Genomic DNA, 25,274 nt, shown 5'->3' with positions numbered 1-25,274 from the left:
AGTTTATGCGCAATTATTGTTAGCCCGGTCACACAAAAGTATACAAATTTAAAATCATAAAGGAGATGTTTCTAATGGATCTGGTCTATGGCACACCGTTCTGGCCTTCCACTTTTAATTCAACGTTCAATTATCCTGCTCTTCGAGAAGACATCTCGTGTGACTGCCTCATCATTGGCGGTGGTATGGGGGGCGCCCTGACTTCGAAACTGCTCTCAGAGAAAGGTGTTAACACGGTTGTTATTGATAAGCGAGATATTGCCCAAGGCAGCAGCTCTGCCAATACAGGTCTTTTGCAATACACGAATGACAAGACCCTAACCTCATGTATTCATACCTTTGGTGAAGCCAAAGGCGTACGATTTTATGAACTTTGCCGGGAAGCCATGAAACAACTTACTCAGATTGCAGGTACTCTGGATACCGATCCTTGGTTTATTCCACGAACAAGTCTTTGTTTTGCAAGTAGTGAAGATGATGTAAGCCTATTGGAGGAAGAATATCAAACGCTGAAGCGCTACGGCTTTGAAGCTGAACTGTGGAGTGCCGACAAAATCAAAACACATTTCCCCTTCAGCAAACCAGCTGCACTGTATACGATGGGAGATGCGGAAGTGAACCCCTATCGATTCGTTCATGCCTTATTTGAATCTGCGAATAAGCGTGGGGCCCGAATCTATGGTCAGACCGAAATGATACACTGTGAATACGATGAAGATGGTGTAGTATGCCACACTTCGAACGGTAAAATCCGTGCCAACAAAGTCATATTTGCTGCCGGTTACGAGACACAGGATATCAAAAAGGATCGCGGAGCCTATCTGAAAACGACCTATGCGATTGCTACCAAGCCGCTACCTAATCTTAAGGAATGGTTTGAGCACAGCATGATTTGGGAGACCGCACGCCCCTATTTGTATATGCGAACAACACCGGATGGAAGAATCATCGCAGGTGGTTTGGATGAAGAAATACCTCGGGAGGATCAACGTGAAATTCGGGCAAAACACCGGGGAGATACACTTCTGGAAGAGGTCCGTTCCTATTTCCCTTTAGATGGTCTTGCAGTCGATTATGCCTGGGGTGCCGTGTTTGGTAATACGAATGATGGTCTGCCACTGATCGGTACACATCCCGATTATCCGCATTCTTACTTTGTGGAAGGCTATGGAGGCAACGGGACGGTGTATAGTATGATTGCTGCTTCCCTGATTGCAGATGCCATAACTGGCAAGCAAAACCCTGATATGGATCTATTCTCACTCACACGTACAAGTAAACCATCTCCCGTATAACATCCGATATGAACTGTATATGAGCTATGCATGCGTTATAAATAATTAAGGGTACAGGGCCAGGAAAGTTATCTCTTTCCCGGATCTGTACCCTTTTGGTTACGAACCCCCTATATATTGACTCCCCTCTAAGCCGAGGGCTCCTGCCCTTCCGTTCGATTCAATAATTTGTGCATAAAGATCCAGCCGATTAACGGAAAAGCACCCAGGACAATAATAAGCCAGGTTAACATGCGTAAAGACGGAGCGTTCATGACCGTTACAATAAATACGGCCAATCCAAAAAGCCTGCCGAGCATCAGGCATAACTCTCTCAAAACGACAAGTTCAACCCTTTTCTCCACATTTTCGCCACTCGTGCCCATCATGTCGAATCCCGCTGATATCATTGGCAATACATATAGTGGCATTGCAACAGCACTCCCAATCCCCATGATTAACAGCGTACCAAAGGTGACTTTCCATAGTAGAGGAAGGAGCACAAGCAGAAGAATCAGGGCTCCGATGAACATACCTCTTGATCTATACTGCGGTTTAAACCATTTCCCCGCTGCCCAATAACTTACAAGTGCCACGGCTGAGGTGATGAGTGAGAACTGTCCCAATTTGTACTCCTGTGCTGTAGCCACGTAGACAAGCAGTGCAATCAGGAAGGCAAAGACACCTTCACGAGCACCTTGAGCGAATAAACCCAAAGCCAAGGTTCTCCAGGGACTATCCGGTTTGGATAGCTGTGTCAAAGGCTCCGACCAACGGTATGTACCGCTCACCTTTCTTTTTTTGAGAAAAAAACTGAAGACTACCGCTATGACATAAATGACGAGCGATATTGTAAATATAGAGCGATATCCTGTGTTGTCTGTCATTCGGGTAATAACCAGACCGGAGAACCATGGACCTATAATTCCTGTCATTGAGCCAAGTAACCCAACCCAGCCATTAAATAGATCCCTGTTTGCCCGATCCGTTATTTCAAAATACACGACATTAAACGCGATCCAGAATAGACCGAGCGAACAACCCAGTAGTATGCCTAGAGGCCAAATCCAGTCTACAGCGTTGGAACCCGCCCAAAGGACAATCATATAGAAAAGGCCAGACAGCGCAGTACCTAGACGTAATGCACTCATTTTATTGTGTTCCTTGACCCATTTGCCAGCAAGCCAGAACGTGAGTCCGATAGCCAGTTGCTGACTGATGGTGAACCAACCCAACATGGCATAATCCGGGCGGCTTTTCCACAGAAACACATTTAAGAAGGTTCCCGACAATGCTCCGGCTAACGCAAACAATCCATTCACGCCCAAAAGCAGAATGGATTGTCGGCCTAAAGTAATCTTCATCTGCTCCTCCTTAATCCACCTGAAGTGAACTGTACACAGGTAGGTCTCAGGGTTAACGTACCCCAAGCAAGAGGAAAACATGATGAATATTCAGGATTGCTTTGAAATTAATTTGAATCTCCGGAAATGCTTATTTCTGCGCACTTAGATTCTGGATCAGACGTAGACGGTCATCCTCAGACAGACTGTATTGAACTTGGAAACATCCAGAGCACACATAGGTTAACACCTTGAATGGTGTTGACAATAGTGACCCTTCACCTGAAGCAGCGTTAGCAACTGGTGTGAAGTTATCCTGTGTTGCGGTTTGTGTACCTGCGAGAATCATGAATTCCCGGCAATTCGGGCACTCTGGTACTTCTTCCTGATGATCAAGTTGCTGCTGCACACCTTGTTCATACTGAATCAGATCATTACCTTCATCCGCGTATTTGGTTAACGTTCGCAACTCCGGCAATTTGAGTTCGACTTCATCCCCCCACAGATCAGAAAGATCCGTGGTCTGTTTCTCGTTCGTTACATCATCTACATCATAGATGTCGTCCTCAGCTTCATCGTTCTCTTCATCATCGATGTTAATGTTGAGCGTACGGTATCCTTTTAATTCATTGTGGCAATAAGGACACTCTTCTTCAGGACCGAGCTCCTCATCCCATACAATCTCCGTCTGACACCAAGGGCATACTGTTGTTTCCATATTGATCAACCTTTCTCTTTTATATAATCATGTATTCATTACATAGATGACACCGATGGCAAAAAAAACAATCGATGCCGCAAACAGAATCCGTATCAATATTTTCATGACCGGTCCCCCTAGATAATGCTCGCGCCAATAACAAACGACAACGAGACGGAAATAATCATGGATATCAATCCGACAGCTCGGTTATCCGCTTCGATCTCCTTATCAATGGAGAACACAGGTGTGAGGAATTCGAACAAAAAATAGGCAACGAGCAAAAGAATAAATCCGACAAATGACCACGTCATGGCTTCATACACCGAAGATTTAGCCTGTATGCAGAAACGCAGTACGTTACAGATCCCGAAAATCTTGCCTCCAGTGGCCATCGCAACGGCCACATTGCCCTTCTTAATCTCCGTCCAGCATTTATATTTGGTCACCAGTTCGAAGCAAGCCAGAAATACAAGCAGCTCCATAATCGCTACCGAGAAAAAACCGAGTACCATCCCCAAGGGATGAGACAGCAATTGGTCAATGCTTTCTTTCACGCACCGTTCCCCTCTCCCAATCTGCGACCTTCATGCATAAGGCCGCAGAATATCATTGATTCATGGTCCGGCTATTCCAATTCTGCGACGGTCACACCGTTTCCGCCTTCTCCGTAATTGCCCAGCCGGTAACTTTTAATATGTTTATGCTTACGCAGGTAATCCTGAATACCGGAACGCAAAATTCCTGTACCTTTACCGTGAATAATATAAACTTGGCCCAGGTTGGCGAGGAAAGCTTCATCAATGAAACGGTCTGTCTCCATCAGGGCTTCTTCCAGGTTGGTACCACGCAGATCCAGTTCACTCTTCACATTGTCATCACGCGTGCGCTTCATGCCAGTTACCGGTTTCTGCTTCGGTTTGGCTGCGGGAGCCGATTGCTGCAGTTCCAGGTCATCCAGGGATACTTTCATTTTCATGATCCCCAGCTGCACCATCGCGTCTTTGCTACCAGACATTTCCACAACATGGCCTTTTTGATTCAAACTGTAGACAAGCACTTCATCACCAGGACCGATGGCGCGCGTCTTCGGTGCTGTTGCCGTCTTCTTGACAGTTTTCCGGCGCTTCTCCGGTTCAGCTTCATCCAGCTGTTTGCGGGCGGCAATGAGTTTGTGCTCCTTCACGGAAGCCCCTTCTTCCATAGCCAACAGACGAAGATCTGCGATAATCTTCTCCGCTTCGGCACGAGCCTTGTCCACAATGCTGCGTGCATCCTCTTCTGCTTTTTCAATCCGACGATCACGCTGCTGTTCCAGCTTCTCCAGTTCCGTCTGATGACGACTGCGTAATTTCTCCATGTCCTGGCGCAAGCTCTCTGCCTTTTCACGCTCTTGTTCAGCCGTAAGACGGTTCTCTTCAAGAGAAGCAATCATGTGCTCGATCCGTTGATCTTCTTCCTTCACTTCGCCACGGGCGTAGTCGAGAATGTAACCCGGCAGTCCCAGTCGCTCTGCAATGGCAAATGCATTACTTCGTCCAGGTACACCCACCAAAAGGCGATATGTCGGACTCAGTGTATTAATGTCAAATTCCATGCTGGCATTAATGACGCCTTTGCGCTCATATGCGTATGCTTTCAGTTCACTGTAGTGCGTGGTTGCAACCATGCGACATCCCGTCCGGTGCATATGCTCCAGCATGGAGATCGCCAGTGCGGACCCTTCAGCCGGGTCTGTTCCTGCTCCAAGTTCATCGAGCAATACCAAACTTTTTGGCGTCATGTTCTTCAGGATGCGAATGATGTTCGTCATATGGCTTGAGAACGTACTCAGATTCTGCTCAATACTCTGTTCGTCCCCAATGTCCGCATAGATCGCATCAAATACACATAGCTGACTGCCATCCTCTGCCGGAACAAATAAACCGGACATTGCCATCAAGCTCAGCAATCCAATCGTTTTGAGCGTTACCGTTTTACCACCCGTATTCGGGCCTGTCACGATAATGGATGTGTAATCATTGCCTAGTTCAATGTCGATTGGAACCACGTTTTCGATCGGTATTAACGGATGACGGCCTTTTTTGAGTTTGATGAATCCGCGGTCATTCATGCGTGGTAGCGTTGCTTTCAGTTCACGAGCAAGACGTGCCTTGGCAAAGATAAAATCAAGCGATCCCAGCAAGTCGACATCATACAGCAGCCATTCTCCCTGTTCACTGACAAGTGCCGTCAATTTCTGCAAAATAATTTCTATTTCGCGTTCTTCCCGAATACGGGTCTCACGCAATTTGTTATTCATTGCAACGATGGATTCCGGCTCAATGAACAATGTCGCACCCGATCCGGATTGATCATGCACAATCCCACCGAAGTACGAACGATATTCGGCTTTCACCGGGATAACAAAACGGTCTCCCCTGATCGTGATTAGCTGATCCTGCAGCATCTTGGATACGGTAGAGGATCGAATCATGGAATCCAGCTTCTCGCGAATTCGCGCTTCTCCGCCTCGCAGCTCACGACGAATCTGCGCCAGCGTTACGCTTGCACTGTCGGCAACTTCTGCATTATCGTCGATACAGATTTTGATGGCATCCTCAAGCGTCTTTTGCTCTGACAGTTGATCACTGATATAAAACAAGGATTCGATGGGCTCATCTTCATGCAGAGTGGCAATCAGACGTTTCAATCGTCGTGCAGCAAAGGTCGTATTGGATATTCCCAAAAGCTCGTGAGGGTTAAGCGTTCCTCCAATTTCAGCACGTTTGATGGAGGCCGTAATATCCACAATTCCCCCAAATGACGGCGAGCCCTTCAAGCGATCAAACGTAAAGGCTTCATCGGTTTGCTGAAGCAACCGTTTCACTTCTTCAAGTTCACTGATCGGTTCAAGTTGCTCCGCTTTCTTTTTCCCCATCGTGGTCTGGGCATAGCTAAGCAATGTATTTAAAATTTTGCGATATTCCAGTGTCTGTAAAATTTTCGTGTCCAAGTGTACAACTCCTTCCAAACTATATCTGTATTATAACGAAAGAAACTTTCTTGCGCTATTTAACGAATCCTTCCACACATAACTTCAACCATAGCATCACAAACTACAGGTGTCAGGATTGTGCAACCTCTCCGAGCCTCTTGGAGTTGCCCTGCTCAGTTCAATCCGAATAAAAGGAGGTACACACCATGAATTTCCTGGGACATGTCGTGCGATTTGTCATCGCTGCAATTGTATTAATGGTGGTCAGCTGGATCGTTCCCGGATTCGCCGTTGGTGGCTTCTGGAGCGCTCTGTTGCTTGCTCTTGTCATTGCCCTGCTCGGCTGGATCGTTGAAGGTATCTTCGGCAAAAGGGTCAACCCGTTTGGTCGCGGTATTGTCGGATTTATCGTTAGCGCACTGGTGATTTGGCTGGGTCAATATGTTGTAGATCATGTTGAGGTCAGCCTGCTCGGCGCCATTCTCGCTGCGCTGGTTATCGGGATTATCGATCTCTTCATCCCGGTATCCACCCCTTTTGATGCCGGACGAAGCTCCAAAAGCTAATCCCAGCTTCTCCTTTTTCATCCCTTGAATGCTTCTAAACCTCTGAAGGCCTGTGCCGGATGAGGTTTATTTCATTTGAAGTAGTAACAAACCATCCACTCAAGCATGTACAATTTTCAACAAAACGACATACGCAGCGTGTACAGGCATCCATATATTGCGGTATGATGACTGAAGCAATCATTCACATTTTATCCATATCACGTTTAAGGAGGCACATGATGAAGAAGGGCATAGCATGGCTCGCTGCCTGTATGTTAATTCTGGTCCTCGCTGCATGCGGAGGGGCGAATCAGTCCGCAGACTCTGGCAGTAATGGGTCCGATGCTGGCGTTACAGCCAGCGAAGAACTGGTCATCAAGGCAAGCAACTACGAATTCGATCAACCCGAGTACCATCTTAAAAAAGGTGTCCCGGTTAACATTGTTTATGAAAATGTAAACGGAAATCATGGAATACTCGTGCCTGAGCTGAATCTTATGCTGGACACCAGGAACAGTTCCAAAGTGATTACCCCGGACAAAGTCGGTGAGTTTGAAATGTCCTGTTCGGTCTTCTGTGGTTCGGGACACAGCAGCATGATCTCCAAAATTATCGTTGAAGAATAGTATTCAAGACAAGGAGCCCCCGCAGCGACGGGAGCTCCTTCTTTAGTATAACAAATTGTACCAGAGTGCGTTGCCCACGAGCCAGTTCTGCTACAATCATTCCGCTAGGTCTGGTCCTGTTCAATCAATTCAATCCATTCGTTATATTCCGTCTGCAATTTCGTATATTCATCATGCAACTGACGATATTCCGTATTCAGCTGCTCTGCCTTCTCCTGCTCCATTTCGCGTTCAACCTGTAACAAACGTAATTGATTGGCTGCCAGTTCATAACGCTCGCCCATCTCAAGCAGTTCATTTTCCATGATCTGTTTCTCTTGAGTTGCTTCTGCCCGTAACTGATCCAGCTGCTGTCGTTCTTGCTCCAGTCCCTCCAGCAACTCGCTACTTGCCGCGCTTTCTCTCTTCCATACCGTCAGTTCATTCTCAAGCGCAGCCCAGCGTTCCTGCCAGGATTGTTCCTGAGACGCCCATTCATCTGCACGGCGTTGCCACACCTGGTCGTTCTGCTCTGCTTGTGCAATGCTGGAGCGGAGTTCTTCTTCACGTCTCGTCAACTGCTCCAGACGGGATGACAACTCGGCCTGTTTGGCTGACAGTTCTTCGTGTTTGATCTGCCACTCCAACGCTTCTTCCTCAGTCTGGGCTAGCCGGCTCTCTTGCTCCGAGTAGCGCTCGGATAGTTTCGCTGAAGATTGTCTTGCTTCTTCAAGCGCTCTTACAATCTCTTGCTTCTCCGTACTCAATTCATCCAGCTTGGAACTGTAATTCTCTTCCCGTTGTAATGCATCACTGTAGTCGTTACGTATTTGTTTATAATTATCCTGAAGTCGGTTCAACTCTTCCCGAACAACATTCAGCTCAACTTCAAGCTGTTTACGTTTCTCTTCCAAAAGCTCTGCTTCCTTCTGATAATGCACAGCCTCTTCATGGTTGAAACGAGACTCTTCCTTCACCACGGACAATTCATCATGAAGGGATTGCACACCAGACTCCAGCGTTTCATTTTGTTCAGCAACTTCGAGAATTTGGTTCTCCAGGTCGCCGATCTCAGCCAACCGTTGCTCTGCAAGGTCTTTCAAGGACTGCTCACGTTCCGTAAGCGTGCCGATCTCATGCTGCAATGTACGCACCGCAGCATGAGCCTGTTCAAGCACCTTATGCAGCCTGCGCTGTTCCTCTTCCGACTTCACTTCAGCCTCACGAAGGTTTTGGGCTTCCTGTTCAAGCTGTGCATGTTGATCCTGAAGTTTGCGCAGCTGCGCTGTGAGAGAGGTTTCTCTATCCACAGTTTCGTTATACTTCTGCTTCCATTGTTCCTGCGCATCACGGGATTGCTGGGCAGCTTGCTCCGTCTCACGCAGAAGCTCCTGCAACTGGGAACGATCCTCTTTTAACTGTTCCAATTGCTGCTCCAGTTCCGTGATTCGGCGAGTCTGAACTTCCTGCTCCTGTTTACGGACCCCATGCTCATGACGCAATGTTTCCAATTGACCACGCTCGTGCTGAAGCTGCTGTTCTTGCTCTGCAACCACATCCTGTGCACTGATGAGCTGGGTCATCACTTCTTCCAATTGCTCTTCGACATCTAATAGTCGAGTCTCCGCCTCTTTACGTTGTTCCTCCAGCTGCTGCATGAGCTTGCCACGTTCTTCTTGCAGTAAGGCTTCTGCAGCGGATGCGGCTTCTGTTGCGCGAGATGCCGCTGCTTCCTTAGCTTGCTGCAATTGTTCCTCGAGGGCTGCTTCTTTCTCCATCCATTCGAGTTCCGACTGCTCGGATAACGCTTTGAACTCCGCATTCAATTGATTCACCTGAGTCAGGTGCTTCTGCTCCGCTTGTTCCTGCAAAGCAGCCCGCTCTTGATTCGCTTGTTCCGTCAGTGCCTGAGTCTGTTCCAGCGCTTTTTCTTCAGCCTGCTGGAGGCGAAGTTCCATCTGTTGTTGAAGTTCGTTATATTGCAGTGCCGCTTCTTCCTGGGCTTTCTTCAAATTGGCCTCAGCCTGCTCCAACTCGGACAGTATGGCGGATTCGGCTTCTTCTTTGGCTGTCTGAACTTGCTGTGCAGCCTTGGCTTCAATTTGTTGACGTTCTGCAACGGCACGACTTTCGGCTTCTTTCAATTGAGCTGCAGTCTTGTCCTGCAATTCTTTATATTGCGCGGCAGCTTTGGCCTGTGCTTGTTGCAGTTCGGCTACAGAACGGTTCTGAGCTTCTTTAAGCTGTGAAGCGGCTTGTGCCTGTGCAGTTTTGAGCTGATTAGCCGCTTTTTCTTCCATTTCCTTCAGCTGTCTCGTTGCCTTAACTTCTGCTTCCTTGAGTTGTGCCGCTGCCTTAGTCTCTGCTTCCTTGAGTTGTGCGGTAGCTTGAGCCTGCAATTTCTGCACTCGCTCTGTTGCCTGGGTACGCTCCTGCTCAAGCAATGTGTTTAACTTGGCCATTTCGGCTTGCTTGTCCTTTTCGGCCTTCTGCAGCGCCTGCTCTGCTTCAAGCTTCAGCTTCTGCAATTCAGCAAGAGACTGGTCACGCTGTTCCAATTCTTGTTGATGTTCATTTTGTATGGCGTTCAACCGATTCAATTCGTTTCTCAGTTCTGTACGTTCTCCAGTAAGCATCTTCAGCTCATTCCGGATTTCCTGAGTCTGAAGAGACTGTTCAGCCATATGTACAGCCGCCAGTACCGCGATACGCGGAGTATCCAGACGGGAATTTTGCTTGGAGATCGCGCTCATACGCTCATCTACCAGGTTAGCTACTTGTTTCATATAGTCGGCACTGCTGCCAACCAGTTTATAGGAAGTCCCGTAGATATCTACGGTGACGCGTGTACGATCAGGTGTAGTCACAGTTGTGCCCTCCTTCAAGTCTGTATGTTGATTCTAAGCTGTAATCACAAAAAAGTCACATCGATCCTCTAATGCTAAGGATTCGATGTGACTTCAAACAATTCCTGCTAATCTTTGTTCAAAAAATCTTCTTCTGTCCTATTTACGTAATTCCGCTCCGAATTGCTCTTCCAGACGAGCCACTACACGGGCATGAACTTCAGTAACTTCCTCATCGGTCAGTGTGCGTTCACGATTCCGGTACACCAGTGCCATCGCCACGCTCTTCTTGTTTTCACCCAATTTACTTCCCGTAAACACATCGAATACCTGTACGGTTTGCAGCAACTCACCCGCAGATTCACGAATGGCGCGCAGCATATCTCCAGCTTCAATATCCTCATTCACAACAACCGCAATATCCCGTTCCATTGCTGGGAAACGCGGAAGTTCACGATAACGGATGTCAGCGTCTGCTTCACTGTAGATCGATTCAAGTGCAATCTCTGCGATGTACACATCATTCAGATCATACTGCTGTTGCAGTTCCGGATGCAATTGACCCAATGTACCGATCAATATGCCTTCTCCGCCATCCTTCCCTTCCAGGTAAACCGATGCAGAACGTCCCGGATGGAATCCTTCAGGGCTATTTGCTACCAAGCGAATGCGTTGTTCCAGACCTACATAGGCGAACAGATGCTCAAGCGCACCTTTCAGATCGAAGAAGTCTACTTTCTCGGCTCCAACATTCCACTGCTGGCTTGCACGATTCCCGGTGAGCAGCAAGCCCAGTACTGGGATCTCATGCGGTTGCTTGGTCAACTGATCTTCTTCGGTGAAGAACACATTGCCCACTTCAAATACAGCCAGTGAATCCTGTTTACGGTTCATGTTATACACCGCTGCATCCAGCATTTGCGGCAAAATACTCGTACGAAGCACACTGCGGTCCTCACTCATAGGCATCGCGAGCTTCACGGCTTTACTTCCTTTTGTCAACGCCGGGAACAGAGTCGCTTTATCCGGGTGTATAAAAGAGTAACTGATCATTTCCTGCCAGCCACTGCCTGAGAGCAATCCACGAATGGTGCGACGCATCGCTTGAGAGCGTGTATAAGCACCTGGAGTCGTCGGTCCTTCAATCCAAGTGGTTGGAATGTTGTCATATCCATACAGACGTGCAATCTCTTCAAACAGGTCTACGTCGAGCGTAATATCTCCTCTGCGTGTTGGGACTTCCACATCCAGCAATCCTTGATCAGCATCACCACATGCAAAGTGCAAACGAGCGAAGATCGTTTTAACCTCAAGCAAAGACAGATCTGTTCCCAGATAACGATTCAGTCTGTCCAGCGACAATTGAATTACACGTTTCTCCGCAGCTTCCGCTCCAGCTTCCACGATTCCCTGGTGCACTTCACCTTCAGCATAACGCTGAATCAGTTCAGCTGCACGATCCAAAGCTGTAATGACCGCACCCGGATCTACTTCCTTCTCAAAACGCATGCTTGCTTCGGAACGCAGCCCCAGTTGGCGCGACGTTTTCCGAACAGTTCCGCCATCGAACTTGGCGGACTCCAAGAGCAGATTCACCGTGCCTTCCGATACCTCGGAATTTTCGCCACCCATAACCCCAGCGATGGCTACCGGTTTCACGCCATCCGTGATGAGCAACATGTGCGGTTCCAGCTTACGCTCTTGCCCATCCAGTGTAACAATCGTTTCGCCTTCGTTGGCCATCCGCACTTCAATATGTCCTTTTTCCAGCTTATCCGCATCAAATGCATGTAGCGGTTGACCGTATTCCAGCATGACATAGTTCGTGATATCAACAATGTTATTGATTGGGCGAACACCTGCCGCCATGAGACGGTTTTGCATCCACAGCGGGGAAGCACCCAGTTTAATGCCTGTTACATAACGAGCTGCATAGTGACTGCATTGCTCTTGTGCCTTAATCTCTACCGAGATATGATTCGCAGCCGCATCACCAACTTCAACCAGTTGGTCTTTGGGACTCGGCAGCTTCACTTCACGACCCAGGATGGCACCCACTTCATAAGCTGCACCACGCATGCTGAGACAGTCGGAACGGTTCGGTGTCAGATCCAGTTCAAGCACATGATCGTCGAGACCAAGAACCTGGCTGATTGGCGTGCCAACCTCCGTTTGTTCTGGCAGAACGAGAATACCTTCCTGCTGATCTTTCGGCAGCAATTTGTCGTTCATGCCCAGCTCTTTGGCGGAACAGATCATGCCAAGGGATACAACACCGCGCAGTTTGGCTTTTTTGATATCCAATCCACCAGGGAGCTTCGCTCCAACCAGGGCTACGACTACTTTTTGGCCTGCATCCACATTTTTCGCGCCACACACGATTTGCAGATCTTCTTCCTGACCGGCATCGATGACACATACATTCAGTTTGTCGGCATCCGGGTGTTTCTCCTTGCTCTTCACATAACCCACAACAACTTTATTCACGCCCTTGTTGCGGTTCTCCACTACATCAATTTCTACTCCCGCACGGGTGATTTTCTCTGCCAATTCCTGTGGCGTCACACCTTCAAGGGAAATATAATCAGACAGCCAATCTGTCGATACTCTCATGGACGTTCACTTCCTTCATCTATAAATTGGTGTTCCCGGTTCATTCGTTTGCTCTATATGGTTAATCTATCTTGTCTTAAAATTACAGCCGTCCGAATTGCTTCAGGAAGGTCAGATCACTATTGTAGAAGTGACGGATATCATCAACACCATACTTCAGCATGGCGATACGCTCTACCCCCATACCAAATGCGAAACCACTGTATTTCTCCGGATCATAGCCGCCCATTTCAAGCACTTTCGGGTGAACCATACCGCCACCCAAAATTTCAAGCCAGCCTGTTTGCTTACATACCCGACAGCCGCTGCCGCCACATTGTACACACGTTACATCCACTTCCGCACTTGGCTCCGTGAACGGGAAGAAGCTTGGACGCAGACGAATTTCCGTATGGGAACCGAACATTTCGCGCACGAATTGCAGCAGGGTTCCTTTCAGATCGCTCATACGAATGTTTTCGCTGATGACCAATCCTTCAACCTGGTTGAATTGGAAAGAGTGCGTCGCATCGTCGTCATCACGGCGGTATACTTTACCTGGACAGATGACTTTGACAGGCACTTCGCCCTTCATGCTCTGCATGGTACGTACTTGAACCGGAGACGTATGGGTACGCATCAACAAGTCTTCTGTAACATAGAAGGAATCCTGCATATCGCGCGCCGGGTGATTCTTCGGCAGATTCAATGCTTCAAAGTTGTAATAATCCATTTCGACTTCAGGACCTTCCGCTACGCGGTATCCCATACCGATGAAAATATCTTCGATCTCCTGTACCACTTTGGTCAGTGGATGCAGTCCGCCTTGACGTCCACGACGTCCTGGCAGGGTCACATCAATTTTCTCGGATTGCAGACGCTTCGCTGTCTCTTCCTTCTGGAACTGATCCTGCTTGGAGTCGATGACTTCCTCAATGGCAGCCCGAACATCATTGGCTACTTGACCAATAACTGGACGTTCCTCTGCACTAAGCGCACCCATTCCGCGCAAAATTTCAGTCAATGCACCCTTTTTCCCCAAATACTTCACACGCAGATCACTGAGCGTCTGCGGATCATTCACACCAGACAACTGCTCCAGCGCTTCGATCTTTAATGCCTCTAAACGTTCTTTCATGTGTAATTGCCCCCTTTTTGTGGTGTTTTTGCAACAAAAAAAGGCCTTCTCTCCCCTGAAGGGACGAAAAGACCGTGGTACCACCCTTGTTAGACATCCCTTGCTGCACGGCCCCTTTGGCCTGCAACTCGTTCTGTCTCACTTTGTACGGAATAACGACCGTTAACCGTTTGCCCCTACTGTTGCCTCTGTGTCTGGACACAAACAGGTTCAGGGAACCGCTTCGGAGTGAATTTCGGCAGCCTTGTTCTACAGAAACGCTCTCAATCTACGGCGCTTCCTCCCTGTCCAGAGGCACTGCTTACTTATCTCCATCATCACGTTTGCTTTTAAGTTAAACCTATATCGATGTAATCATCGATGATCGTTCATAATTATATGCAAAATAGATTGAAATAGCAAGCCGTCCATCTTCTAATTTGTGCTTGCCCCCTTATCTTTCAATTGTTTCAGGCGCTGCTGGATTTCGCGAATCTCCGTTGCCTCGACTGCTCGTTCACTCTCGTGTTCAGGCAGTGTCAGACTGTCTTTTCCAGCAGCGCTCACAGGAGACAGTAACTCGGATAAGCGCATCTGCAATCGCAACCGTTCGTCATCGGATTCCCGGGTCTCGAGCGCCAGCTCCCGAAGTTTAATGGACTCCTCCCAATCCGGCACACTTCCTTCAAACAGGGTTGCTGTGCCACCAAGTTCCAGATCGCACAAGCGATTCGCTAGTGACTTCGTCAGCATACGGTCATGGGATACAAGCACCAAAGCACCTGAAGCCTGTTTTAATACATTCTCCATGACTTCCTGGGTATCGATGTCCAGATAGTTGGTCGGCTCATCCAGCACCAGCAGATTCGCTCCGCCAAAATACAGTCTCAGAAATGCCACTCTGCACTTTTCTCCCATGCTCAAATCCCCAATGCGCTTGAACACATCCTCCCTGGAAAACAGGAAACATCCCAGAATGGTACGTGCCGCACTTTGTGTCATGGATGGAAGGGTAAGCAAGCTGTCCAGCAGCGTCAGATTCTCGGGAAGTCCTTCCAGCTCCTGTGAAAAGTAACCGATTCTCAGCTGTGGATGCCGTGTGACCTTGCCTTGCGAGGGCTCAAGCTCACCAATCATCAGCTTCAACAGTGTCGTCTTGCCCGTTCCATTAGGTCCCCGTATGGCAAGACGATCTCCGCGTTCCACAGTGATTCGAAGGTCGCGAAGCAAGGTCTGGTTACCTGTATATGAAAAACTCACCTCTTCCAGCGCAAGCAGTTGGCGTGCAGCCAGTGTATTCATATGCAGTTCCATGTTTAACTTTGCAGCTTCACGAGGTTTATCCACCCGTTCCTGCTCCAAACGTTCCAACTGTTTTTGTTTCGCATGGTAACGTGAAATATTCTTGTTAGCTTTGGCCTTGTAGAAGCTCTGTGTGATCTTCACCTCCACATCGGTCGCTGAATTATGCGCTTTATGAAACCATAGCTGATAATTACGAATCGTCTCTTCCAGCGCCTTACGTTCCAGCTCCTGCCTGCGGTAGATCGTTTCCTGCTCCCTTAACTCACGCTCTTTGTGGATCTTGTACTCCGAGTATCCACCCTTGTATTTGGTCAGGGCATCTGCACTGAATTCAATCACTCCTGTGGCTACCTGATCAATAAACGTACGATCGTGTGATACAAATAACAGCGTACCTTCATATGAGGATAACCACTCTTCCAGCCAGCGCATGCTTCCCTCATCCAGATGATTCGTCGGTTCATCCAGGATCAGGAATTTAGGTTTACTGACAAGCAGGCCTGCCAAACGAGCCTTTGTTTTTTGTCCACCGCTCAAGGAATGATAAGGTCTGTTCCAATGCTCTGCGGATAATCCAAGGCGTGTTAGCACCTTCTCTACCTCGGTCTCCCACATATAACCGTTCAGCTGTTCATATTGCTCCATGACTTGCGTATAGGCTGCAAGCAGCTCATCATCAGCCTCACTGCTAATGCTCAAGCGCTGTTCCAGTTCTTCCAATTTCCATTTCACTTCATAGATCTGACCGCTCTCACGCCGGACCGCATCCAGTACATTCATGCCATCCTCAATCTCCGAGCGCTGGCGCATGAACCCCCATTCCTGCTGCGGGATATGACGTTCAATTCTTCCACCACCATGCTCTTCACCCAAAATGATGCGTAACAATGTCGTCTTTCCGCATCCGTTGCGACCCAAAATGGCGAGTCGCTCGCCCTCATTAATCTCCAAATTCAATCCTGTAAACAATTCATTGCCGTTCCATTCTTTTGATACTTCATGTAAGCGTACCAATGTCATCATGAGGCCTCATCCTTCCTGCATCCTTTTTGCTGAACAAAAAAAACCGCTGGCATCAGCCGGCGGTTTGGCAATTCAGGGTTGGATCAAGCATTCAAAGACAGATCTAAGGTAAGCTACGGCATGAACAAAGAAACCCCAAATACAGGGTACACGTAAACCTCAAAGGCTTACTTGCTCCATACCTTTTCCCATAGCTGAATTTGGACACACGAATCCCCTCATTGCTCAGCCGCTCTGGCTGACTGCGTCATAAAACCGTCTGCAGTTAACTGGGGTTCAATTCATGTGTTTTACTTCATGGGACGTATGGTTACCTCTCATTCATGTGTAGTATCAATTTCTCCGTTATTGTACCAGATCATTGTTAAAAAGCAAAGGTTACCCGCATATTTCTTTTAGGGCAAAAGAAAAAAGCCCCTGCATCGCAAGGGCTCTGGGTACTGCATCGTTAAGCGGGTGATGGGAATCGAACCCACGCTATTAGCTTGGAAGGCTAAAGTTCTACCATTGAACTACACCCGCATGATTGATGATTCATAATTAAGTTCCGTTCGGAAGTTAACAGTGATTTTACAAAGAATAATATACCATGATCCTCTGTAGCATGCAAGTCATATTTACCATTTTTTTCATTAAGCATCCATCTATAAAAAAGCAGGAGCACTCACGCGCCCCCGCTGTTCCCTATCCTGTGGGTTTATCCACATCTCTCAAAAACCGTTTTTCAAAATCAGCGGCTTCAATCGGTTTGCTGAAGAAATACCCTTGAGCCTCGTGACAATGCTGATTGCGAAGAAAGACCATCTGATCTTCATTCTCCACGCCCTCAGCCGTAACTTTCAGATGTAAATGATGTGCCATTGAAGTGATGGTGGATACGATCGCAGCGTTATTGCTGTCCTCCATGACCTCGTTAACGAATGAACGGTCAATCTTGAGACGGTCAATCGGCAGATCTTTCAGATAATGCAACGAGCTGTATCCCGTTCCAAAATCATCAATACTGATATGCACACCAATCTCTTTGATTTTACGTAACTGCTCGAATGCCCGGTCTTTATCAAATGTCATACTCTCTGTAATCTCCAGTTCAAGCCATACCGGCTCAAGCCCAGTCTCCTTGAGAATGCCATTGATATTGTCCAATAGATGCGAATGCCTGAACTGTCTCATGGACAGATTCACCGAAACACACAGTTTACGATAACCCGCTTCCTGCCACTGCTTATTCTGTGCACATGCTTCACGAAGCACCCATTCACCAAGCGGTACAATCAATCCACTCTCTTCTGCCAGAGGAATAAATTCCGCCGGAGATACCGAGCCTCGCTGCGGATGCTGCCAACGCACCAATGCTTCCATGCCGACGATTAGCCCACTTTGCAGATTAACCTGCGGCTGGTAGACCAGGTAGAACTGACCTCGATCCAACGCTTTGCGCAGATCATTCTCAAGCTGCAAACGCTCCTGTGCTTTCATCTGCATCGCATGAGCATAACGGTTCAATTCCATGCCCTGTTCCTTGGCATTGTGCAGAGCCGTATCTGCATTCTGAATAATCTCCTGCGGTGACTCGCCATCGTGCGGGAAAATCGCCATCCCGATTCCAAGTGTAAGATGATACTCATTACCATCAACCAGGACTGGCTTCTCGAAGAGTTGCAAAATGGATCTTGTTCTCCGCAACGCTGTATCCGTTGTGCTGAAATCTGTCATCGTCAATGCAAACTCATCTCTTCCCAGGCCGAATACTTCTTCTCCTGGAAGTGACGAATGTTTCAGACGTTGACCTACCTGGCGCAGAACCCGGTTAGCTGCTTGCTGTCCGAGCGAATCATTAATGGTCTTGAACCGATTAATATTCAGGACGAGCACACCGACAAGCTGTTCCTCCACCACGGCATCATCCATCATCATTTTCAACCGCTGCGAAAGGCGACGACGGTTTGGAAGCCCCGTCACATCCTCATGATGGGCAATATAATTCATCTTGGCTTCAGCAACCTGCTGTTGCAGGAACGGCGTATCCACAACGGACGTGTACAACCCTTTTTGGATGAAAAAATATGCCATACAGTTACTCAGCAATCCGAGCAGCAGATTGAGATCGTTCACCCCTGTGGCGGAAACAAAATAACATTCCCCAAAAAAGAAACACAGAATGCCGCATAGAATGGACGGCAAGTCACCGTCCTTGGTTTTTTTCCATTGTACAAACAAAATTACGGCAATAATGCCATACAGCAATCCGACCATAAAATGAACCCGGGTGAAAATCCCACCAAGCACTTCACCCTCAAGCATATTCGGCAACATGCTCCATTCCTGAATAGCCAATGTGTATAAAATAACAAAGGTACCCAATGTGCCACTGAACAGTAAGAATTTGCGCGGTAATGCAATTTCCTTCTCATTTATGGTATACACGAGCAGTAAACCTACTGAACATACCATAGATCCCATGGTTGACATCATCAAGGAGAATTCCGATTCCATCATCGCTCCGTTCGGAATCTCTTCTGCAAATGAAACGATATGAACCAGTTCAAACAGACCAATCAATAAAAAGAGTGTTGTCAATAACACCCTCCGCAGGGTAAGCTTCTGTGTCCGAAACAACCAGCTTTGATTATAAATGCCGATACAAGCCGCCGCCGCAGCGAATCCACCCAAGAGTGTCAAAACAGGGTAACCCGATATGATCAGATCAGAGCTTGAAGAAGAACGAAACCATTGACTTGCGAGGAAACACAATAAGCCGCATACAGCGACCCAACCTATTTTTCTCTGATCTTGCAGATTAACCTTCATGCCGTGTTTTCCTTCCCGGGATCACCTATCCTGAATTACATTAACCAAACTTGCCAAGCTCGCTACACAATTCGACAAAAAACATATTTACCAACGTTCAATTCACATGCATACACATGCTATCTGGTACATAATAACATTTAATTCTGTATACGTGAACTAAAAAATAGTTACTCCTAGGAATATTTATTCATAAAAATGGAGAAAAACAAGGCATTAAGAACTAAAAAAACATGGATCTCGGGAGAGAGTCCATGTTTTCCTAGTTTGCAACTGTATTTCAGACTATATTATCATCATTTTGCATAATTCGATTTAGTTCGCTTACGGGTACAAAACCTAGATGAATACGATCATTTCGTCAAGATTTTGCTAATTGGAAGACGCTCTAAGGATGTATGCCAAATGATTACTTGTCGAAATTCACTTCTGGTGTTGTTAATTTATCATAGAAATCAACAACCTTATCCTTGTCTTCCGATGAACGAAGCGCCATCGCCGAACGTGGATGCTCGTCCAATGCACCTGTGATCATGTAAGGCAGAATGTAGCCCCACTCTTCTTTTTCTCTGAGGGGTACCATCAGCTGTTCCAGTACACCAAGTACTGGGCGCAGATTGTATTTCGTACCTTTCAGATGAGCTACGAGCAATTCGGTTGGGCAGTTACCTGCTGCACGTCCCATACCATATACAGAAGCATCAAGCAGTTCAACTCCCAGTTCTGCCGCAACCAATGTGTTGGAGAACGCGAGTTGCATGTTGTTATGTGTGTGAACCCCAAGACGCTTGTTAGGCAAGTGAGTCTTGAACTTCTCTACCAGGTATTTCACATCATTATGATCCAGGCTACCGTAGGAATCTACAATGTAAACCACATCTACGGAGCTTTCTTTGATCAATTCAAATGCTTCCAGCAACTCATTCTCCATAACATTGGAGAGTGCCATAATATTCAGTGTTGTTTCATATCCACGATCATGGAATGTTTGAACCAGAGCAAGTGCCTTGTCTACATCTTTGCTGTAGCAGGCAACCCGGATCAGATCCAGCATGCTCTCGCTGCGAGGCAAGATGTCGTTCTCATCCACACGTCCAACGTCAACCAATGCAGACAGTTTGGTATTTCCTTTTTGAGGAATAACTTTACGCAAGAAATCATCATTCAGGAAACGCCAAGGTCCCGCTTCCTCCGCACCTTTCAGCAACTTCGGAGAGTTTTTATATCCGATTTCCATATAATCAACGCCAGCTTCATTCAACCCAGCATACAGCTGTTGAACAAAGTCCACGCTAAAGTCCCAATTATTCACCAATCCGCCATCACGGATCGTACAATCTACAATTTTGCAATGATTTGTCTTCATTAATGTCTGCTCCTTTTCTGACCAACTTGTGTATTCCTCTCATGATACTTGAACGTGACAAGAAAAGTAAAGGGATTCCGGACTTATTTACTTCGATAAGATTTCCATATTCGATCAATCTCAACCATATCGGAACGATCCGGGACTTTTCCTCCATAACGCACGCTGTTATACGTATCTGGCAGTTTCGTAGACAGCTCATCTTCTTCTTGCTTCACACCATTTTGAATGATGGTCTGGGCAGCCTCCAGCGGAGTGTGCGTCCCCTGTATTCCCACTCCTCGATGGGCAGCCTTGTCAATCCAAGTTCGATAGTAATACCGAACACGTTCAGCATCCTGCACAGGTGGCGTTTCTTTCTTCCGAAACCAAGTCTTTCGAACTTTTTCCGGCGACTCAAGCGTCTCACTGACATCCATATACTCCGTACGTGGTTCTGCCTTCTTCGCACCTGGTTGTAGCATCCCCTTGAATCGATCCATAAGTCTGTTTATCGTTTTTTGTCCGAACCTCAGAAGCAGCCACAGGATTGCTCCTGCTAAAGCACACATCACTACCCATCCGAGAATGTTCCAGAAGATTGAAGGTTCGGAGGGCGGTTCTCTCCATTCCTTCGGTATATTTATTGGCTGATTAGGGGCGTCCATTGGTAGTGGTGGCTCCTCGCCGGAAATCGGGCCAAACCATCCCCTGATCCATGCGAGTAAACGGTCGCGTAGCGGCTTCAACAACGCAGCCAAACTTGGGAAAGCACCGATCGCGACGATGACAATAAACATCCACATGAACCGCTGATGATTCGCACGCGCAAAATCGCGCAATACTAATTTTCGCTTGCCATCATTAAGTATTGCCCGGTCCAGTTGTAACATATATCGTCCAACCAGCCAGAAGGCAAAGCTGATCACTCCCGCAACATAGATCCACAGGGTATAGGCTTGTATCGGCTGCATGAATTCCAACTGGTTCGAAGCAACCGTAAGCACAATCGCACTGATTACCCCGGCAATCTGCAAACGCCATAACAAAACAGAATGAAAAGCTGACTCGAAGGTCAGACCTGCATAAGCCGAGATGACTCCACACAGCACCAAGGTGATGATATCCGGCATTGGAAGAATGAGGCTCATCCCAACTACGATTCCGAAGAAAAGCCCTATGACGAGTGCCGTTACTCCACGAATAAATGTACTTTTCTCGCTAATGACCGGAATTTTATGCTGAATGAATTGTCCCAATCCACCCACTAGAACAACCAGGATGAATAGTGTGTACGGCAAATGTTCCATGGCGTAAAATGAAGCAATCGTAAATATCGGAAAAAGGTATATGGCCGCCATCAAGACGGCAAGCATCGCTATGAGTCCCTTGGTCGTCGCTACCTGTCTGTCCCTCATGCACTCACCGCCTTCGTATCACCCTTCACGTCTTCTACCGGAAGAATCGTCACGCGATGTCCTTGTTCGTGCAGACGGGCAATCTCGTGCTCCATAGCGGCAGATACATAGGATGTAATCAGCAGATAGCTGCGGATTTGCTGTGCTTCTTCGTTCAAACGTACTTCATCATTCAGGAATTGCTCCATAGGCACCATGCATTTCAACTCGGTCGCAGCCATGGCTTCCAGTACCCTTTCCAGATGGGGTGTGCCATAATCCGGCTCAATCCGAAGTGCATCGCGACCTCCACCCACATGATAACCATTATGAGCGAAGCCTGCCGGCAACCCTCTACTGATCGCTTCCACTGCAGCTGTAGCAGCGTAACGAAGGGCCCGTTCGATCTTTTCTGGTCGAGTGACTACACTCCACATATCTGCTGACTCCTGAATGTTAACTACAATCCATGATTGCGGATCTGCTGTCCATCCCTGCTTGTAGACTTGCAATTCACCCGTACGTGCGCTCGCTTTCCAGTGGATACGATTCATGGGGTCGCCTGCGCCATAAGGGCGAACACCAAGAATCAGGAACGGATCTTCGACAATCCATCGCGATACTTCCACTTCCCCCTGCCACACTTGATATATGGCGGGAAGATCCTCTGCATTCACTAATGAAGGATACACGACCATGGACATATGCAAAGGAATCGGTTTGGTGGAACGCCACACGCCAAAAAGGTCCCCACCTGTCATGCTTGCTGTATTGAGTGGATAGATGCCACGCTGAGTACATGAGAACGGATGCTTGCGCGTGATACGCGTAAACGGTTTTAGTGTGAAAATGCTCTTATGGTTCTGATAGATTTCGCCTTGGCTAATATCCATACCTGAACCAGAACGAAATACAAACGACACAGGCATCATCGCTTCAAGTCTAAGCCAGGGAACGGAGACTCGTTTTTCATTCGATATTGTCTCCACCATCTCAAGTTCATCTCCAGCATAACAACGCAGCTTGCTGAATTGTCTGCTGTACTTGAGCTTCCGCAGTGCAGGTCGTCCGAACCATACACCGTGTATGCCAACGACAATGCCTCCTACAAGGACAAGCCATAATAATGCCATAAGACTAACGCCCGCTTGTAGCGAGGTTCTCCGTTGGCACTTCTGTCTGATTCAGAAGTTCCTGGATGATACGCTCTGCCAAGCCTTCTTGTTGTCTGATCCGGTTACGGAATACAAGGCGGTGGGCCAGCACAGGTTCCGCCAGAACTTTAATATCATCCGGCAAAACAAAGTCTCTACCATGAAGTGCAGCCCAGGCTTGACTTGCCTTGAGTAATGCCTGAGCACCTCGTGGACTTACGCCAAGCGAGAGCTCGGGATGTTGCCTTGTCGCTTCGGTTAACTGAATGATATATCGTAGCAAATCTTCGTTGATTTGCACTGTTTTATACGTATCCTGGGCTTTCAAAAGTTCTTCACGACTGATCACTGCCGACAAGTCGTCAACAGAGCGACTGGCTACCGTGCGTCTCAAAATTTCTACACTCTCTTCACTGCTTGGATAACCCATGCGAATTTTCATCATAAAGCGATCCATCTGCGCTTCAGGTAACGGAAAAGTTCCCTGGTTATCTATGGGGTTCTGGGTAGCAATAACGATAAATGGCCGCTCCAGCTGTCTCGTTGAACCATCGATACTGATCTGGCGCTCTTCCATGCACTCCAGCAAGCTTGATTGCGTACGCGGTGTAGCACGGTTAATCTCATCTGCTAGCACAAGATTGGCGAACAAGGGGCCAGGTCTGAATTCAAAATCCCCTTCTTTTTGATTGAAGAAATGAATACCTGTCAAGTCAGATGGCAGCAAGTCCGGTGTAAACTGTATACGCTGGAATGTGCAGTCCAATGAGGAGGCTACCGATTTGGCGAGCATCGTTTTCCCGGTACCCGGTACATCCTCCAGCAACACATGTCCTGATGCTATGATCGCTGTCATCACCAGCTCTATGGTATGCTCTTTGCCCACGATCACTTTTCCCACGTGATCCATCAATTGTTGATTCATTCGTTCCATTCCTTGGATATCCATCGTATCTCATCCTTCCGTTAATGGAGCTTATGTATTCGTATTCATTACTAACTATAACCCTTTTTGGCAACAAAAAACAAAGGAGTCGGCTATTTGCCGACTCCTTTACGCCCCACTCTTCTCAATATACCAAGGGTAACATAATCATAAACCGCGTACCTTCGCCTTTTTTGCTATCTACCGAGATGGTACCTCCGTGGTTCTTGATGATCCGGTAACTCACCGAGAGTCCCAGGCCCGTTCCGCTCTCCTTCGTCGTGAAGAATGGATCAAACAGACGCACAAGTGTGTTATGGTCCATTCCCTGACCGTTATCGGCGATGGAGATCTGCACGAACTTGTTTTCCGTAGCGGTAGATATTCGAATCAGGCCGGTGTGTTCTTCGCCGACTTCCTCAATGGCATCCATTGCATTTTTCACCATATTCAAAATAACCTGCTTAATCTGTTTGACATCGATGGACACATTCAGCGGGGCATCCCCTTCATCCAACGTGATCTCGCATCCCTTCATCAAACCTTCGCTCTCTGTCAGCAAGACCACCTCTTTGAGCAAAGAGTCGACAGACATCACGGTCTTCTGAGGGGCTGACGGTTTGGAAGAATTCAAGAATTCGTAGATGATGTCGTTCGCCCGATCAATTTCTGTCAGTATGATGCGAGCGTACTCGTCTTTGCCAAGCTGCAGCAGATGGGGCCGAAGCAACTGGATGAACCCACGAATTGCGGTTAACGGATTGCGAATTTCATGAGCAATAGATGCCGAAATGCGCCCCAGCATCGCAAGTTTGTCATTTTGATAAGCGGTCTGTTCAATCTGTTTATAATCAGATACATCCTTGACACTGAACAAGAAGTCTCCGTCCATCTGATCCCCGTACGTCACAGTAACCAGCCAATGCCTTCCATATTCATCAATCAACTCATGATAGCGCTTACGGTGGAAGATGGTTTCCCGATAAATACGTAAAATTTTCTTTTTCTTGAATCGGCTCATCTGGGGATGATGCAGCATTTGCATCAGGGTGCAGCCGCTCAACAGACTTCTTGGAAGCTCCAACAATTTTGCCATCTGAACGTTAATAAACGTCAATACACCGTGGCTGTCAAACAACATAATACCGCTATCCAGATGTTCCAGTACATTCTCATACTTGTTGTTATCCAGATGTACGGGCGGGAATCCATCCGTTGGTTGAGGCACTGTATCCTGAAATTCACTAATCATGTCAGGTTCCTCCTTTTCACGTAAATGATAAACTTGCCATTCGGACATCATATCATCACA

Annotated in this window: 17 protein-coding genes and 1 tRNA gene; 3 read left to right on the top strand and 15 right to left on the bottom strand. The window is 47.5% G+C overall.

The genetic code is table 11. The features are described 5' to 3' along the window. The first annotated feature begins 74 nt into the window (after window positions 1-74). Window positions 75-1,295: an FAD-dependent oxidoreductase gene (locus NYE45_RS08630; protein ID WP_340016394.1), complete on the top strand. Its 1,221-nt coding sequence runs from the start codon at window positions 75-77 to the stop codon at window positions 1,293-1,295. A gap of 128 nt (window positions 1,296-1,423) precedes the next feature. Here NYE45_RS08630 and NYE45_RS08625 read toward each other — a convergent pair whose 3' ends face one another. The 4 genes from NYE45_RS08625 to NYE45_RS08610 form a co-directional block, all read right to left on the bottom strand. Beyond that, entirely contained in the window at window positions 1,424-2,638 is a 1,215-nt protein-coding gene (locus NYE45_RS08625) for an MFS transporter (protein WP_340016393.1), read from the bottom strand. 130 nt (window positions 2,639-2,768) lie between these two features. Beyond that, entirely contained in the window at window positions 2,769-3,335 is a 567-nt protein-coding gene (locus tag NYE45_RS08620; RefSeq protein WP_340016392.1) for a hypothetical protein, read from the bottom strand. A 119-nt stretch (window positions 3,336-3,454) separates the two neighbouring features. Then, complete coding sequence (locus NYE45_RS08615; protein ID WP_062833445.1) at window positions 3,455-3,874, bottom strand: DUF350 domain-containing protein; 420 nt, start codon at window positions 3,872-3,874, stop codon at window positions 3,455-3,457. A gap of 71 nt (window positions 3,875-3,945) precedes the next feature. Next, the gene (locus tag NYE45_RS08610; RefSeq protein WP_340016391.1) at window positions 3,946-6,312 is read right to left on the bottom strand and encodes an endonuclease MutS2; all 2,367 of its coding nucleotides are present in this window, start codon (window positions 6,310-6,312) and stop codon (window positions 3,946-3,948) included. A 188-nt stretch (window positions 6,313-6,500) separates the two neighbouring features. On the opposite strand from NYE45_RS08610, the gene NYE45_RS08605 reads away from it, so the two are divergent. Further along, complete coding sequence (locus tag NYE45_RS08605; RefSeq protein WP_036610114.1) at window positions 6,501-6,860, top strand: phage holin family protein; 360 nt, start codon at window positions 6,501-6,503, stop codon at window positions 6,858-6,860. A gap of 221 nt (window positions 6,861-7,081) precedes the next feature. Next, window positions 7,082-7,468: a cytochrome C oxidase subunit II gene (locus NYE45_RS08600; protein WP_062833443.1), complete on the top strand. Its 387-nt coding sequence runs from the start codon at window positions 7,082-7,084 to the stop codon at window positions 7,466-7,468. Between the two features lie 104 nt (window positions 7,469-7,572). On the opposite strand, the gene zapA is transcribed toward NYE45_RS08600, so the two are convergent. The 11 genes from zapA to NYE45_RS08545 form a co-directional block, all read right to left on the bottom strand. Then, entirely contained in the window at window positions 7,573-10,314 is a 2,742-nt protein-coding gene (gene zapA, locus NYE45_RS08595) for a cell division protein ZapA (RefSeq protein WP_340016390.1), read from the bottom strand. 138 nt (window positions 10,315-10,452) lie between these two features. Further along, a complete protein-coding gene (pheT, locus tag NYE45_RS08590; RefSeq protein WP_340016389.1) occupies window positions 10,453-12,906 on the bottom strand; it encodes a phenylalanine--tRNA ligase subunit beta in 2,454 nt (817 codons plus the stop codon). An 82-nt stretch (window positions 12,907-12,988) separates the two neighbouring features. Then, window positions 12,989-14,023 (bottom strand): phenylalanine--tRNA ligase subunit alpha, encoded by a 1,035-nt coding sequence (pheS, locus tag NYE45_RS08585; protein ID WP_047842255.1) that lies wholly within the window; start codon window positions 14,021-14,023, stop codon window positions 12,989-12,991. A gap of 414 nt (window positions 14,024-14,437) precedes the next feature. Then, window positions 14,438-16,330 carry an ABC-F type ribosomal protection protein gene (gene abc-f, locus NYE45_RS08580; protein ID WP_340016388.1) on the bottom strand — a complete coding sequence of 631 codons (1,893 nt, stop codon included), beginning with the start codon at window positions 16,328-16,330 and terminating at the stop codon, window positions 14,438-14,440. 451 nt (window positions 16,331-16,781) lie between these two features. Next, window positions 16,782-16,852: transfer RNA gene (locus tag NYE45_RS08575), tRNA-Gly, on the bottom strand. Between the two features lie 162 nt (window positions 16,853-17,014). After that, window positions 17,015-19,141: an EAL domain-containing protein gene (locus tag NYE45_RS08570; RefSeq protein WP_062833439.1), complete on the bottom strand. Its 2,127-nt coding sequence runs from the start codon at window positions 19,139-19,141 to the stop codon at window positions 17,015-17,017. A gap of 409 nt (window positions 19,142-19,550) precedes the next feature. Beyond that, complete coding sequence (locus NYE45_RS08565) at window positions 19,551-20,507, bottom strand: aldolase catalytic domain-containing protein (RefSeq protein ID WP_076330255.1); 957 nt, start codon at window positions 20,505-20,507, stop codon at window positions 19,551-19,553. 83 nt (window positions 20,508-20,590) lie between these two features. After that, window positions 20,591-21,904 (bottom strand): hypothetical protein, encoded by a 1,314-nt coding sequence (locus tag NYE45_RS08560; RefSeq protein ID WP_340016387.1) that lies wholly within the window; start codon window positions 21,902-21,904, stop codon window positions 20,591-20,593. Continuing rightward, the gene (locus NYE45_RS08555; RefSeq protein ID WP_340016386.1) at window positions 21,901-23,016 is read right to left on the bottom strand and encodes a DUF58 domain-containing protein; all 1,116 of its coding nucleotides are present in this window, start codon (window positions 23,014-23,016) and stop codon (window positions 21,901-21,903) included. Before NYE45_RS08555 ends, NYE45_RS08560 begins: the two co-directional genes overlap by 4 nt. A gap of 4 nt (window positions 23,017-23,020) precedes the next feature. Then, window positions 23,021-23,986, bottom strand: a complete 966-nt coding sequence (locus tag NYE45_RS08550) for a MoxR family ATPase (RefSeq protein ID WP_340016385.1) — start codon at window positions 23,984-23,986, stop codon at window positions 23,021-23,023. Between the two features lie 121 nt (window positions 23,987-24,107). Further along, complete coding sequence (locus NYE45_RS08545; RefSeq protein WP_062833434.1) at window positions 24,108-25,214, bottom strand: PAS domain-containing sensor histidine kinase; 1,107 nt, start codon at window positions 25,212-25,214, stop codon at window positions 24,108-24,110. Between the last annotated feature and the right edge of the window lie 60 nt (window positions 25,215-25,274).

It is taken from the genome of Paenibacillus sp. FSL K6-1318 (genome assembly GCF_037976905.1).
GTDB classification, from domain to species: Bacteria; Bacillota; Bacilli; order Paenibacillales; family Paenibacillaceae; genus Paenibacillus; species Paenibacillus amylolyticus_A.
This window is presented reverse-complemented; position numbering and strand designations above follow the sequence as displayed.